This is a genomic window from Streptomyces sp. NPDC020807 (genome assembly GCF_040641575.1).
In the GTDB taxonomy this organism is placed as follows: Bacteria; Actinomycetota; Actinomycetes; order Streptomycetales; family Streptomycetaceae; genus Streptomyces.
The window spans coordinates 499,211-513,266 of the sequence record NZ_JBFADU010000002.1 but is presented as its reverse complement, the minus strand read 5'-3'; the positions used below and the strand labels follow the sequence as shown (position 1 = coordinate 513,266).

At 73.7% G+C, this 14,056-nt stretch carries 10 protein-coding genes; 2 read left to right on the top strand and 8 right to left on the bottom strand.

Annotation, left to right across the window (positions count from 1 at the left end; genetic code table 11):
• Positions 1-116: 116 nt before the first annotated feature.
• Both purH and purN read right to left on the bottom strand, forming a co-directional pair.
• Positions 117-1,682 carry a bifunctional phosphoribosylaminoimidazolecarboxamide formyltransferase/IMP cyclohydrolase gene (gene purH / locus AB0G79_RS05485; protein ID WP_360800457.1) on the bottom strand — a complete coding sequence of 522 codons (1,566 nt, stop codon included), beginning with the start codon at positions 1,680-1,682 and terminating at the stop codon, positions 117-119.
• Entirely contained in the window at positions 1,657-2,286 is a 630-nt protein-coding gene (purN, locus tag AB0G79_RS05480; protein WP_360800454.1) for a phosphoribosylglycinamide formyltransferase, read from the bottom strand. The genes purH and purN overlap by 26 nt, the downstream gene beginning before the upstream one ends.
• A gap of 219 nt (positions 2,287-2,505) precedes the next feature.
• Here purN and AB0G79_RS05475 point away from each other — a divergent pair, with 219 nt between their 5' ends.
• The gene (locus AB0G79_RS05475) at positions 2,506-3,354 is read left to right on the top strand and encodes a hypothetical protein (protein WP_360800451.1); all 849 of its coding nucleotides are present in this window, start codon (positions 2,506-2,508) and stop codon (positions 3,352-3,354) included.
• Here AB0G79_RS05475 and AB0G79_RS05470 read toward each other — a convergent pair.
• Positions 3,344-4,987, bottom strand: a complete 1,644-nt coding sequence (locus AB0G79_RS05470; RefSeq protein WP_360800448.1) for a DUF6350 family protein — start codon at positions 4,985-4,987, stop codon at positions 3,344-3,346. The genes AB0G79_RS05475 and AB0G79_RS05470 overlap by 11 nt on opposite strands.
• Before the next feature lie 123 nt (positions 4,988-5,110).
• Between AB0G79_RS05470 and AB0G79_RS05465 the strand changes: the two genes are divergently transcribed.
• Positions 5,111-6,562 (top strand): helix-turn-helix domain-containing protein, encoded by a 1,452-nt coding sequence (locus AB0G79_RS05465; RefSeq protein WP_360800445.1) that lies wholly within the window; start codon positions 5,111-5,113, stop codon positions 6,560-6,562.
• Between the two features lie 117 nt (positions 6,563-6,679).
• On the opposite strand, the gene sucD is transcribed toward AB0G79_RS05465, so the two are convergent.
• The 5 genes from sucD to AB0G79_RS05440 all read right to left on the bottom strand — a co-directional run bounded on the left by sucD (position 6,680) and on the right by AB0G79_RS05440 (position 13,944).
• Positions 6,680-7,564, bottom strand: a complete 885-nt coding sequence (sucD, locus tag AB0G79_RS05460) for a succinate--CoA ligase subunit alpha (protein WP_360800442.1) — start codon at positions 7,562-7,564, stop codon at positions 6,680-6,682.
• Between the two features lie 21 nt (positions 7,565-7,585).
• Positions 7,586-8,764 (bottom strand): ADP-forming succinate--CoA ligase subunit beta, encoded by a 1,179-nt coding sequence (gene sucC, locus AB0G79_RS05455; protein WP_190226560.1) that lies wholly within the window; start codon positions 8,762-8,764, stop codon positions 7,586-7,588.
• A gap of 409 nt (positions 8,765-9,173) precedes the next feature.
• Complete coding sequence (locus AB0G79_RS05450; protein WP_360800438.1) at positions 9,174-10,355, bottom strand: VWA domain-containing protein; 1,182 nt, start codon at positions 10,353-10,355, stop codon at positions 9,174-9,176.
• Entirely contained in the window at positions 10,352-12,832 is a 2,481-nt protein-coding gene (locus AB0G79_RS05445; protein WP_360800435.1) for a DUF5682 family protein, read from the bottom strand. The genes AB0G79_RS05450 and AB0G79_RS05445 overlap by 4 nt, the downstream gene beginning before the upstream one ends.
• On the bottom strand, positions 12,829-13,944 hold the full coding sequence (locus AB0G79_RS05440) for an AAA family ATPase (RefSeq protein ID WP_360800432.1): 1,116 nt from the start codon (positions 13,942-13,944) through the stop codon (positions 12,829-12,831). The genes AB0G79_RS05445 and AB0G79_RS05440 overlap by 4 nt, the downstream gene beginning before the upstream one ends.
• Positions 13,945-14,056: the final 112 nt, after the last annotated feature.

Genomic DNA, 14,056 nt, shown 5'->3' with positions numbered 1-14,056 from the left:
GCCGACAAAAGAGCAACCCATTAGACCAGAGTCCACCCGATCGGCCGAGGTTCCCAGCGGAGTCCGCGAGGACACCGCGGGGCCCCTCGTGAAGAGGGGCCCCGCGGCGGTCACGCTCAGTGGAAGAAGTGGCGCGTACCGGTGAGGTACATGGTCACGCCGGCCTTCTTCGCGGCCTCGACGACGAGCTCGTCACGCATCGAGCCGCCCGGCTGCACGACCGCCTTCACGCCGGCCGCGGTGAGGATCTCCAGGCCGTCGGGGAAGGGGAAGAAGGCGTCGGAGGCGGCGTACGAGCCGCGCGCCCGCTCCTCGCCCGCGCGCTCGACGGCGAGCTTGGCGGAGTCGACGCGGTTGACCTGGCCCATGCCGACGCCGACCGAGGCGCCGTCCTTGGAGAGCAGGATCGCGTTGGACTTGACCGCGCGGCAGGCCTTCCAGGCGAAGGAGAGCTCGGCGAGCTCCTCGGCGGAGAGCGCCTCGCCCGTCGCCAGGGTCCAGTTCGCCGGGTCGTCGCCGTCGGCCTGGAGGCGGTCGGTGACCTGGAGGAGGGCGCCGCCGTCGACCGGCTTGACCTCGACCGGGTTGGCGGGGGCGCCGTCGGCCTTGAGGACGCGGATGTTCTTCTTCTTGGCGAGGATCTCGACCGCGCCGGCCTCGTAGCCGGGGGCGACGATGACCTCGGTGAAGATCTCGGCGACCTGCTCGGCCAGCTCGACCGTCACCGGGCGGTTGACGGCGATGACGCCGCCGAACGCGGACAGCGGGTCGCAGGCGTGCGCCTTGCGGTGGGCCTCGGCGACGTCGGCGCCGATCGCGATGCCGCACGGGTTGGCGTGCTTGATGATCGCGACGCAGGGCTCGGCGTGGTCGTACGCGGCCCGGCGCGCGGCGTCGGTGTCCGTGTAGTTGTTGTACGACATCTCCTTGCCGTGCAGCTGCTCGGCCTCGGCGAGGCCGCCGGTGCCGTCGACGTAGAGAGCGGCGCCCTGGTGCGGGTTCTCGCCGTAGCGGAGCACGCTCTTGCGCGCGTAGGTCGCGCCCAGGAAGTCGGGGAAGCCCGAGTCGTCGGCGGCGGCGTAGTCGTCGGCGAACCAGGAGGCCACGGCCACGTCGTACGCGGCGGTGTGCTGGAAGGCCTCGCCCGCGAGACGCTTGCGGGCGGTCAGGTCGAAGCCGCCGGCCTGCACGGCGGCGAGGACGTCGGCGTACCGCTCCGGGCTGGTGACGATCGCGACCGACGGGTGGTTCTTGGCGGCGGCACGGACCATCGAGGGGCCGCCGATGTCGATCTGCTCGACGCACTCGTCCGGCGTGGCGCCGGAGGCGACGGTCTCGCGGAACGGGTAGAGGTTCACGACGACGAGGTCGAAGGGCTCCACGCCGAGCTCCGCGAGCTGCTCGCGGTGGGACTCCAGGCGCAGGTCGGCGAGGATGCCGGCGTGCACGCGCGGGTGGAGGGTCTTCACGCGGCCGTCGAGGCACTCGGGGAAGCCGGTGAGCTCCTCGACCTTGGTGACCGGCACGCCCGCGGCGGCGATCTTCCCGGCGGTGGAACCCGTGGAGACGAGCTCGACACCGGCCTCGTGCAGACCGCGGGCCAGCTCCTCAAGACCCGTCTTGTCGTAGACGCTGACGAGTGCGCGGCGGATGGGCTTAACCGTGTCCGTGTTCACCGACATGAACCTTTCGTCCCTCAATGCGATAGCCGTGCCGGGCGAGGCGCCCCACGACGTCGACGAGCAGCGAGCGCTCGACTTCCTTGATGCGCTCGTGCAGAGCGGCTTCATCGTCCTCGTCCCGCACCTCGACCACGCCCTGGGCGATGATCGGGCCGGTGTCGACACCGTCGTCGACGAAGTGGACGGTGCACCCGGTGACCTTCGCGCCGTAGGCGAGGGCGTCACGCACCCCGTGGGCACCGGGAAAACTGGGCAGAAGGGCCGGGTGGGTGTTGACGACCCGGCCGCCGAAGCGGGCGAGGAACTCCTTGCCGACGATCTTCATGAAACCGGCGGAGACGACGAGGTCCGGCTCGTGGGCGGCGGTGGCCTCGGTCAGGGCGCGGTCCCACTCCTCGCGGGAGGCGTGGTCCTTGACGCGGCAGACGTAGGTGGGGATCCCGGCGCGCTCGGCGCGCTCCAGACCGACGATGTCGTCACGGTCCGCGCCGACGGCGACGACCTCGGCGCCGTACCCGTCGGGGTCGGCGGCGATGGCGTCGAGGAGGGCCTGCAGATTCGTACCGGACCCGGAGACCAGGACGACGAGGCGGGCGGCAGCCACTCAGTCACTCTTTCCGTGGTGTTTGTGCGGTCGTACGAACGAATCGTGTCGCTCGATACGGGGAACCCTACGAATGGCTCGACCGTCAGCAACGATACCGGCACTCCGGACGGCCCCCACGGGACGGGGGCGGACCAGGGCGGTAGCGTCAGGGTCCGACGCCAGCAGGGGCCGTGGGTGCGGCCGCGGTCACGACGACAGAGGGAAGACGTCTCGCAGATGCCGGAACGCCAGTCCACGGACGACAACAACCCGTTCGCGCCGCCGCCCGAGGGCCGGCCGGACCAGCCGTGGCAGCCGCGGCGACCGGAGGGCTCGGGCGACGACACGTCCGGGAATCCCTCCGGGGACACCACCGGGACTCCTGGTTCGTCGGGGTCGTCCGACGGCCGCTGGAGCCCGCGCCAGCCGGGCCCTTCCCGCGACGGCTTCGGGCGCGGGCCGTCCCGCGAGGGTCCCGAGGGCGGGCCGGGCGGACCCGGTCAGGACGGTCCGGGGCGCGGGCCCGCGATGCGCTGGGACCCGACGGACCCGGCCCAGCGGCGCGCGCGGTACGCGATCCTCGCGGGCATGTGGGCCTTCTTCTTCGCCATCTTCTCGATCCCCGAGCTGGCGCTGCTGCTGGGCGCGCTCGCGCTCTACTGGGGCGTCAGCTCGCTGCGGTCGAAGCCGCGCGAGGCCGAGGGAATGTCGCCGACATCACAGGCGGCGGATGGGACGGGGGCGGCTTCTACGGGATCGGTGGGATCTACGGGATCTACGGGATCGGTGCCGGAGGGGGCTGCCGGAGCCGGTGCGACCGGCCCTGGTGCGACCGGCCCTGGTGCGACCGGACCCCGTGGGCTCGGCGCCGCGCCCTCGCCGCTCCGCTCGATGCGGACGGCCGCGATCAGCGGTCTCGTCGCGGCGAGCGTCGCCCTGATGATCGTCGCGGTCGGCTTCACCATGCAGCTCGTCTACAAGGACTTCTACGAGTGCCGCGACGACGCGCTCACCCACGCGGGCGAGCTCGCCTGCAACGACCTCCTGCCGAAGCCGCTCCGCGACGGCTTCGGGGTCAGGGAGTAGGCGGCGGGGAGGACTCCCAGGCCGCCGGAAGGTAGTCGTAGGGCTCGTAGCCGGGATCGTCGTCGAGGTCGATCGCGGAGGCGGCCACCGGGACGAAGGGCTCGGCGTCGGTACGCGTACCGGCGTCCGGGCCCTTCTCCGTCTTCCCGGCCTGCTTGTCGTCCTGGCCGGACTGGCCGGACTGGCCGGACTGGCCGGACTTGCCGGACTGGCCGGACTGGCCGGACTGGCCGGTTTCCTCGGCCTTCTCGGCGACGGCCTCCGCCTTGCCGCCGGTCCCGTCCGCGAGCGCGTGCACTCCCGCCGTCGCGGCCGTGGCCCGTGCGGATACGGCTCCGGGGGCGGGGACCGGAACATGGGCCGCCACGGGTCCCGGAACCGCCGCGGGGGCGGGGGCGGGCGCCGGTACGGGCGCGGGCGCGGTGCCCGGCAGCGGCTTCGGGCGGAGGGAGCGGCGCCCCCAGGCCCGTACGCCCAAGGCCGCCGGCACCCCGAAACAGGCGCCCCACAGCACGGTCGCCGCGCCCACCTGCCACCACACGGGCCCGAAGGCGGAGAGCCGCCCCGAGCCGAGCGGGCCGCCGGCCGCGCCCGCGAGGACGGCGACGGCCGCCCCGCTGCCGCAGGCGGCCGCCACGGTCGTCAGAACGGTGTCCTTGACCGGCCAGCCCCGTCCCGTGCCTCCCACGCGCCACCCGAGGACCAGCGCGGCGGCCAGCGGGACCGCGGCGGCGGCCCAGTGCGTCCAGGTGCCGCGCGCGGTGTCGGGCAGCGCGGCCAGGAGCGGGAAGGGCGGCACGGCCGGGTCGCCCATGACGCCGAGGGGCGTGGCGAGGGCACCCGTACCGAGGGCGAAGCCGGGGCCGAGACCGTACGCGGCCCCCCACACCGCCATGTTCGGCAGCAGCAGGAGGGCGAGGAGCAGGACCGCGATCCGGCCCGACCACTCCCCCGTCAGGGCGTCGAAGGCGGTCTGGGCCTCGCCCGCGTGCCAGACGAGCGAGGCGGCGGCGACGACCGCACCGCCGCCGCAGAGCGTCATGAGCGCGAGCCCCGCGGCGCGCAGGGCGGCGGCGGCCTGCCGCTGTCCCGGCAGCGGGTGGCCGAGCGCCGTCCAGGCGCCCGCGCCCGCCGCGCCGACGACGAGCGCGGGGAGGCAGACCCCGGCGGTGACCAGGCCCGCGGGCAGCGGACCGCTCTCGCTGTAGACCACGACGACGGCCGCGACCAGCAGGTATCCCCCGGCGACGGCGGCGATCGCGCCGCTCGCGGAGGGGCGCGGCCGGTCGAGGTCGTCACCCGGGTCGAGGGTGTCGCGGACGGCCCGGTGGAGCAGCCAGCCGGGCAGCGCGACGAGCAGCATCGGCACGATGCCCAGCGGCGCGGGCAGGCCGGAGACGGTGTCCGTACGGATGAGGTCGACGCCGTGCGCGAGGAGCCAGAGCCCGGCGGCGACGTGCAGGGCCCCGCCGGGGCCGCCGTCGGCGTGCGGGGAACTGATCCAGGCCACGATCACCAGGACGGCGAGGGCGCCGAGACCAAGCCCGGCGGCCACCGCGCCCCGGACGCAGGCGGTTGCCAGGGCGGCGGAACGGCCGCCCTGGACCAGGGGGTGATCGGTCAGATGGGTCACGGGGGCCATGCTGCCAACGACACGCGCTCAAGCCGCGTAACAGGCAAACCTCCGTTGTGTCGCTCAAGATACGTTTATGTACTTTTCCGCCCATAGCAGCAGCTCTGCGGGAGGTCGACGCCGATGAGCCGGAGCACCACGGATTCCGCATCTCCCGCATCAGCCGTCACCCTCCCGACACCGAAGGAGCGGCGCAGGCTGCGTGAGGCCCTCGCCCTGAGCGAGGAGCAGGTCGCCGAGGCCATGGGCGTCACGAAGGCCACGGTCAAGGCCTGGGAGACCGGGCGTTCGGCACCGAGGGGCCGCAAGCGCGAGGCGTACGCGAAGCTGCTCGGCACCTGCGAGGAGGTCGAAGCGCCGCCCGCGTCGAGGCCCGCGAAGCCCGCACGGTCGACTCAGTCCGCGCAGTCATCGCAGTCCGCGCAGACCGCGCACAGCGCCCGGTCCGTGGAGTCCACGGAGGCTTCGAAGCCCGCCGAGGTCTCGAAGCCCGTGGCGGCCTCGAAGCCCACGAAGCCCGCGACGCCCGTGGCGGTGTCCGCGCCTCCCACGCCCGCCGGGCCCTCGCCGAACGTCCGGCCCAAGGCCGCGGTCAAGCGCGCCGCCAGGCCGCCGAAGGCCTCCTCCCCCGCACCCGCCGTCGAGCGCAGGAAACCCGTACCGGAGTCGACCGCCCCGGGCAGACCGGGGCCGACCCCCGTGCCCGTGCCCACGGCCGTGGCCGTGGCCGAACCGGCTCCGGCGTCGAGGCCCGCGTGGCTTCCCGACAACCCCGACCTCACCCCCGCCGAGGCCTTCGACGCGCTGTACGCGCACGCCGCGCCCGGCCTCGTGCACCAGACGTACCTGCTCACCGGGCGCCGCCGTCTCTCCCGGGAGTCCGTCGAGCACGCCTTCCACCACGCCTGGGAGCACTGGCCCGAGGTCGCCGTCGACGCGGACCCGGTGGGCTGGGTGCGGGCGGCGGCGTACGAGTACGCCCTCTCCCCCTGGCACCGGTTCCGACGGGCCCACAAGCACCCCGACTCGCCGCCGACCGAGGCCGGCCGCCGGGCACTTCTCACGGCGCTGCTCGAACTGCCGCCCGCGTACCGGCGCACCGTCCTGCTCTACGACGGCCTCGGCCTCGACCTGCCGGACACGGCGGCAGAGACGGAGGCGAGCACCCCCGCCGCCGCCAACCGGGTGATCTACGCCCGCACGGTCCTCGGCGAGCGGATCCCCGAACTCGCCGAGCCGGAAGCGCTGCACCAGCGGCTGCACGCGCTGGTCTCCGAGGCTCCGACGGCGACCCTCCCGGCGGCGCGGTCGGTCAGGACGGGCAGCGAACAGCGCACCCGCCGTTGGACGCGGACGGCGCTGGGGGCGACGGCGGCCCTGATGTGCGTCACGGCCATCACGGCGGCGACCGCGCCCACGCAGTACATCCCGGACGTCTCCCCGGGCTCGACCGTCAACGGGGTACCCGTGCGCGGCGGCTCGCAGAAGCTCGGTCCCGAGGACGTCGAGCTCCGCGACAAGCTCCGCTCGGAGCCCAACCCGGGTCCGGAACGCCTGATTCCGTCGGCCGAGTAGCCGCATGGCCGCCGCCTGACGGCATGGTCGCATGACGGCCGATACGCGAGTGGGCCCCGCCTCCGCCCGGTTACCCGGGAGGGGGCGGGGCCCGCTCAGGTACAGCTACGACTGGTGTCAGCCCGCGAGGATCGCGCGCGCCAGCTTGGCCGTCTCGGTCGGCGTCTTGCCGACCTTGACGCCGGCGGCCTCGAGGGCCTCCTTCTTCGCCTGGGCGGTGCCGGAGGAGCCGGAGACGATGGCGCCGGCGTGGCCCATGGTCTTGCCCTCGGGCGCGGTGAAGCCCGCGACGTAGCCGACGACCGGCTTGGTGACGTTGGCCTTGATGAAGTCGGCCGCACGCTCCTCGGCGTCGCCGCCGATCTCGCCGATCATGACGATCAGGTCGGTGTCGGGGTCCGCCTCGAACGCCGCGAGGGCGTCGATGTGCGTGGTGCCGATGACCGGGTCGCCACCGATGCCGACGGCGGAGGAGAAGCCGATGTCACGGAGCTCGTACATCATCTGGTACGTCAGCGTGCCGGACTTCGAGACCAGGCCGATGCGGCCCGGCTTCGTGATGTCGCCCGGGATGATGCCGGCGTTGGACTGGCCCGGGGTGATGAGACCGGGGCAGTTCGGGCCGATGAGGCGGGTCTTGTTGCCCTGCGCCACGGCGTACGCGTAGAACGCGGCCGAGTCGTGGACGGCGATGCCCTCGGTGATGACGACGGCGAGGGGGATCTCCGCGTCGATCGCCTCGACGACGGCGGCCTTCGCGAAGGCCGGCGGCACGAAGAGGACCGAGACGTTGGCGCCGGTCTTCTCCATGGCCTCGGCGACCGTGCCGAAGACGGGGATCTCGGTGCCGTCGAAGTCGACGGAGGTGCCGGCCTTGCGCGGGTTCACGCCGCCGACGATGTTGGTGCCGTCACCCAGCATGAGCTTGGTGTGCTTCATGCCCGTGGCACCGGTCATGCCCTGGACGATGACCTTGCTGTCCTTGTTGAGGAAGATAGCCATGGCTGTGGTTTCCCCTGTCCCTTACTTCGCAGCCGCGAGCTCGGCGGCCTTGTCGGCCGCGCCGTCCATGGTGTCCACGCGCTGCACGAGCGGGTGGTTGGCGTCGGACAGGATCTTGCGACCCAGCTCCGCGTTGTTGCCGTCGAGGCGCACGACCAGCGGCTTGGTGACCTCTTCGCCCTTGGAGGCGAGGAGCTCCAGGGCCTGGACGATGCCGTTGGCGACCTCGTCACAGGCGGTGATGCCACCGAAGACGTTGACGAAGACGGACTTGACGTCCGCGTCGCCCAGGATGATCTCCAGGCCGTTCGCCATGACCTCGGCGGACGCGCCGCCACCGATGTCGAGGAAGTTGGCCGGCTTCACGCCGCCGTGGTTCTCACCGGCGTACGCGACGACGTCCAGGGTCGACATGACCAGGCCGGCGCCGTTGCCGATGATGCCGACCTCGCCGTCGAGCTTGACGTAGTTGAGGCCCTTGGCCTTGGCGGCAGCCTCGAGCGGGTTGGCTGCGGCCTTGTCCTCGAGGGCCTCGTGCTCCGGCTGACGGAAGTCGGCGTTCTCGTCGAGAGACACCTTGCCGTCGAGGGCCAGGATGCGGCCGTCCTTGGTCTTGACCAGCGGGTTGACCTCGACGAGGAGCGCGTCCTCGGCGACGAAGGTGTCCCACAGGGTCACGAGGACCTCGGCGACGCCCTCGGCGACCTCGGCCGGGAACTTCGCCTGCGCGACGATCTCGCGGGCCTTCTCCAGGGTGACGCCGTCGTTGGCGTTGACCGGGACCTTCGCGAGGGCCTCGGGGGTCTTCTCCGCGACCTCCTCGATGTCCATGCCGCCCTGCACCGAGGCCATGGCCAGGAAGGTGCGGTTGGTGCGGTCGAGGAGGTACGAGACGTAGTACTCGGCCTCGATCTCCGGGGACAGCTCGGCGATCATCACCTTGTGGACCGTGTGGCCCTTGATGTCCATCCCGAGGATGTCCGTCGCGCGGGCGACGGCCTCGTCCGGGTTGGCGGCCAGCTTCACGCCGCCGGCCTTGCCGCGGCCGCCGACCTTCACCTGGGCCTTGACGACGGACTTGCCGCCAAGACGCTCGGTGGCCTCGCGCGCCGCCTCGGGCGTGTCGATGACTTCACCGGCCAGCACCGGTACACCGTGCTTGGCGAAGAGGTCCCTCGCCTGGTACTCGAACAGGTCCACGCCAGTCCGTCCCTTTTCTGATGATCGCGGTTCGTTGTCTGCGTGGGCGTGCCGCGGAGGGCAACGTGACTGCGCTGTCACAAGGGAGGCGTACACGGTGACCGTGGACGCGGCATGTCCGTCTCGCAGGTTATCCCCGAGGGACCTAGGTCCCTAAATCGCAGATCACAACAGAGCGGTGATACGGGTCACAGGTTGCAGGGGCCAAGGGTCGCTCCGTAGGGGGCGGAACCGGGGGCCGCTCGGGCCCCACGGCAGGCGGGGACTGGCCTCCCGCCGCCTCACGGCACGCCAGGGGGCGGGGTGAGGGTCCCTCGGAGGTCGATGTGATATGGGCCTCAGTCGGCCGCGGAGCGGCCATGCGGGTGGTGCCGCGGCTACGGATTCCGTACGCGTCCCCCGGCCCTCCCTACCCTCCGGGCGGCGCCTCGGGCGGTCCCTGGGCGTCGGGTATCGGCAGCGGGCGGCGCTCCAGGGCGGCGGCCATGATCTCCGGGAAGTGGTCGGGGGTGCAGGCGAAGGCGGGGACCCCGAGCGCGGCGAGCGCCGCCGCGTGGTCGCGGTCGTAGGCGGGGGTGCCCTCGTCGGAGAGCGCGAGGAGGGCGACGAACTGGACGCCGGACGCCTTCATCGCCGCGACCCGCTTCACCATCTCGTCGCGGATGCCTCCCTCGTACAGGTCGCTGATGAGGACGACGACGGTGTCGGCGGGGCGGGAGATCCGGGTCTGGCAGTAGGCGAGGGCGCGGTTGATGTCGGTGCCGCCGCCGAGGCGGGTGCCGAAGAGGACGTCGACGGGGTCCTGGATCCGGTCGGTGAGGTCGACGACGGAGGTGTCGAAGACGACGAGGCGCGTGGCGAGGGAGCGCATCGAGGCGAGGACGGCTCCGAAGACGGCGGCGTGGACGACGGAGGCGGCCATGGAGCCGGACTGGTCGACGCAGAGGACGACCTCCTTGCGGACCGCCCGCGCGGAGCGGCCGTGGCCGACGAGCCGCTCGGGGACGACCGTGCGGTACCCGGGCAGGTAGTGCTTGAGGTTGGCGCGGATCGTCCGGTCCCAGTCGATGTCGCTGTGACGGGGGCGGCTGATCCGGGCGGAGCGGTCGAGAGCGCCGGTGAGCGTGGCGCGGGTGCGGCCGGCGAGACGCCTCTCCAGCTCCGTGACGACCTTCCGCACGACGGCCCGGGCGGTCTCCCTGGTCTTCTCCGGCATCGCCCGGTCGAGGGAGAGGAGGGTGCCGACGAGGTGGACGTCGGCCTCGACGGCTTCCAGCATCTCCGGTTCCAGGAGGAGCGTGGCGAGGCCGAGGCGGTCGATGGCGTCGCGCTGCATGACCTGGACGACGGAGCTGGGGAAGTACCTGCGGATGTCGCCGAGCCAGCGGGCGACGGAGGGCGCGGAGGCCCCGAGCCCGCCGGTGCGGCCCCGCGCGCCGGGGGCGGGCGCGGTGGTGGGCCGGTCGTAGAGCGCGGAGAGGGCTCGGTCGACCCCGGCGTCGGTGCCGGTGAGCGCGCGTCCGGTGCCGTCGGCCGCCTCTCCCCCGAGGACCAGCCTCCACCGCCGCAGCCGCTCGTCGTCGGTGCTCATACGCGTGCCTCCGTACCGAGGATGAGATGGAGAAGCGGCACGACCCCGTCCGCCCGCTCGGGGTCGATCCCGTCGCCGAACCCCGGTACGCCTCCGAGCGCGACCCGCCGTCCGGCCCCGGGGCCGCGGGCGACGAGCTCGCCGAGGGTCCTGCGGACGCCGGGCTCGTACCCGGAGAAGGTCCGGCGCAGCAGCGGCAGGACGTCGGTGAACGCCTGGGGCGGTACGGAGGTGAGCCAGGCGTCGACGAGCCCGAGCAGCCGCTCGTCGTGCACCAGCAGCAGCCCGCCGCCGCTGCCGCCGACGAACCCGTCGATCCAGGCGGCGGCCTCCGCCGGCGGCGTGCCGACCGAGAGGGCCCGGCTCATGTACGGCGCGGCCTCGTCCTCGCCTATCCGCCCCTCGTCGAGCAGGATCCGCACCGCCCGGCCCCGCAGCCCACCGGCCACGCGCTCCCACCCTGCGAGCCGCCGCAGCACGCCGATCCACCGCCCGACGAGCCCGGAGTCGGCGTCGCCTCGGGTGCCGGAGCCGAGACCCGTGAGCGCGGGTGCGGGCGGGGGTACGGGTGCGGGCGGGGGCACTGGCGCGGGCAGCAGGCCGATCGCGGTGTGGATCTCGTCGAGGCGGTCGCGCATGGCCGCCGCCGCGTCGGCGTCGAGGCCCGCGCAGGCGGGTGGAAGGCCGACGCAGATGCGCTCGGCGAGGCCCGCGGCGACCTCGGCGAGGGCCGCCGTGTCGGTGGCGCGGACGTCGCCGTACCGCAGGGCACGGGCGAGGGCCGGGAGGGCCTGGGCGAGGTGGGCGACGTCCGTGTCGAGCGCGGCCCGGTCGGCGAGGGCCCGCATGACGACGGTGAGCGCGTCGCCCAGTCCCGCGAGGAGGCACTGCTCCGCGAGGGCGGTGATGTCGGAGAGCGTTGCCGCGGCCAGGGCCCGGGACTCGGCCCTGGCGGTGGCCGCGGCTTCGACGGTGGTGCCCCACACGCCCGCCTCGGCCACCTGGACGTGCAGCTCGGGCTCCCAGCACAGCCGCCACACCTCGCGGAAGGTGCCCGTACCGGCCCGTCCGGCCTGCGGCACGCCCCAGTCGACGCCGAGCAGCCGCAGCCGGTGCAGCAGACGGCTGCGGGCCGCGTCCGTCTCCTTGCGGAGGTCGAGGTCGAGCTCCCGCTCCCGCGCCTCGGGCTTGAGCCGCAGGCTCCGCTGAAGACGGCTCAGGTCCCGCTGGAGGGGGACGGCGGGGGCACCGGCCGGGACCTCTCCGAGGACGTCGCCGACGACCAGTCGGTCACGGACGAGGGCGAGCGGCACGTCGGACCCCTCGCACAGGACCGCACGGACGGCGTCCGTCGTCTCGTCGAGCCCCGGGAGAGGACGGCCGCGCAGCACGGCGAGCGTCTCGGCGAGCCGTACCGCCTCGATGACGTGGGCGGACGAGACGAGGTGGTCCTCCGCCCTGAGGAGCCCCGCGGCCTTCGCCATCCAGCGCTCGACGGGACGGTCGGGCGCGGCGAACAGGTGCCCGTACCAGCCGGGAGCCTCGACGCCCGCCACGTACCCGGAGCGGCGGGCGAGCCTGCGGTGCGTCCAGGGAACCCAGGTCATCTCGGTCTTCACCTTGGGCAGGCCCCTGAGCAGCGCCCGGTCGGCGGCGACGGTGGTCCGCCGGGCGAGGGCGGGGACGTGCCAGGCACCGCAGACGACGGCGATCCGGTCGCCGAACTCCTTGCGAGCGGCGCGCAGCCGGAGCCGCATGTACGCCTCGCGGACTCCGTCGCGGGGATGCCCGCCGTTCCCGTACGCCTCGCGCAGCACGGTCATCGCCTCGGCGAGGGCCTCGAAGGGCGCGAGGGGGTCGCCGTCGCCGCGCAGTTCGACGACGTCCTCCCACCAGCGCTCGGGGTCGTCGTGCCCGGCGGCCCTGGCGAGCTCGGCCAGGGGGTCGAGCGCGCCGCGCGGGTCGAGCGGGTCGAGCGGGTCCGTCGGCGGCCCGCCGGCGGCCTCTTCCTCGTCACCCCAGGTGGGGTCCGAGGCGGCGAGGGTGTGGGCGGCGGGCAGGTCGACGAAGCGCACGGCGGCGCCCCGGTCCAGCGCCCAGCGGATCGCGACCCACTCGGGGGAGAACTCGGCCATCGGCCAGAACGAGGCCCGGCCGGGGTCGTCGACGGCGTGCGCGAGCAGGGCGACGGGGGGCCTCATGGCCGCGTCACCGGCGAGGGCCACGAGGGCGTCGGCCTCGGCCGGCCCCTCGACGAGGACGGCCTCCGGCCGCGCCGCCTCCAGCGCGGCCCGCACGCCCCGGGCGGACCCGGGCCCGTGATGCCGCACGCCGAGCAGCAGCGGCCACCCGGGCGAGCCCTCCACCGAACGCCCGCCTGCGGTAACGGACTTCGCCACCGCCCCGGACTTCACCCCCGTCACGGGCGTCGTGGACGTGACAGGCGTCGTGGACGTGACGGGCGTCGTGGACGTCATGAGCTCACCTCCCGGCAGGCCCGGTAGAAGTCCTTCCATCCGTCGCGCTCTCTGACCACCGTCTCCAGGTACTCCTGCCAGACGACCCGGTCCGCCGCCGGATCCCGGACGACCGCGCCCAGGATGCCCGCGGCGACGTCCCCGGGCCGCAGGACACCGTCGCCGAAGTGGGCGGCGAGCGCCAGGCCGCCGGTGACGACGGAGATCGCCTCGGCCGTGGAGAGCGTCCCCGAGGGGGACTTGACCTTCGTCCGCCCGTCCGTGGTGATCCCGTCCCGCAGCTCGCGGAAGACGGTGACGACCCGGCGGATCTCCTCCGCGCCCGTCGGCACGGCCGGCAGGGCGAGGGCGCGCCCGATCTGGTCGACGCGCCGGGCGACGATGTCGACCTCGGCCTCGGCCGTCGCGGGCAGCGGCAGGACGACCGTGTTGAAGCGGCGGCGCAGCGCGCTGGAGAGTTCGTTGACCCCCCGGTCACGGTCGTTGGCCGTGGCGATCAGGTTGAAGCCGGGGACGGCCTGCACCTCCTCGCCGAGCTCGGGGACGGGCAGGGTCTTCTCGGAGAGGATCGTGATGAGGCCGTCCTGCACGTCGGCGGGCATACGGGTGAGCTCCTCGACGCGGGCCGTCATGCCCCGCTCCATCGCCCGCATCACCGGACTCGGCACGAGGGCCTCGCGGCTGGGGCCTTCCGCGAGGAGCCTCGCGTAGTTCCACCCGTACCGCACGGACTCCTCGGGGGTGCCCGCCGTGCCCTGGACGAGGAGGGTGGAGTCGCCGCTGACGGCGGCGGCGAGGTGCTCGGAGAGCCAGGTCTTGGCGGTGCCTGGGACGCCGAGGAGCAGGAGCGCCCGGTCGGTGGCGAGGGTGGTGACGGCGACCTCGACGATGCGGCGCGGACCCACGTACTTGGGGGTGATCACCGTCCCGTCGGGAAGCGTGCCGCCTTGGAGATAGGTGACGACGGCCCAGGGCGAGAGGCGCCAGCGGGCGGGGCGCGGCCGGTCGTCGACGGCGGCCAGCGCGGCCAGTTCGCCCGCGAAGGCGTGCTCGGCGTGCGGCCTCAGGGCCTCGGCGGCGACGGCCCCCTCGGCGGTTTCGTGCACGGTCATGACTCCCCCTCCAGATCGTTCGACCTGCTGTGCCATCCACGGTGCACCATCCCACTGACAATGCGACATGCCCCTGGTCAGGCCTGTGGATAACTCCGGCCGGAGACTTTGT

Bases quoted from the DNA above. Each gene is read 5' to 3' on its own strand.
- purH (WP_360800457.1), bottom strand. From the start codon at position 1,682: ATGTCGGTGAACACGGACACGGTTAAGCCCATCCGCCGCGCACTCGTC.
- AB0G79_RS05475 (WP_360800451.1), top strand. From the start codon at position 2,506: ATGCCGGAACGCCAGTCCACGGACGACAACAACCCGTTCGCGCCGCCG.
- AB0G79_RS05465 (WP_360800445.1), top strand. From the start codon at position 5,111: ATGAGCCGGAGCACCACGGATTCCGCATCTCCCGCATCAGCCGTCACC.
- sucD (WP_360800442.1), bottom strand. From the start codon at position 7,564: ATGGCTATCTTCCTCAACAAGGACAGCAAGGTCATCGTCCAGGGCATG.
- AB0G79_RS05450 (WP_360800438.1), bottom strand. From the start codon at position 10,355: ATGAGCACCGACGACGAGCGGCTGCGGCGGTGGAGGCTGGTCCTCGGG.
- AB0G79_RS05445 (WP_360800435.1), bottom strand. From the start codon at position 12,832: ATGACGTCCACGACGCCCGTCACGTCCACGACGCCTGTCACGTCCACG.
- AB0G79_RS05440 (WP_360800432.1), bottom strand. From the start codon at position 13,944: ATGACCGTGCACGAAACCGCCGAGGGGGCCGTCGCCGCCGAGGCCCTG.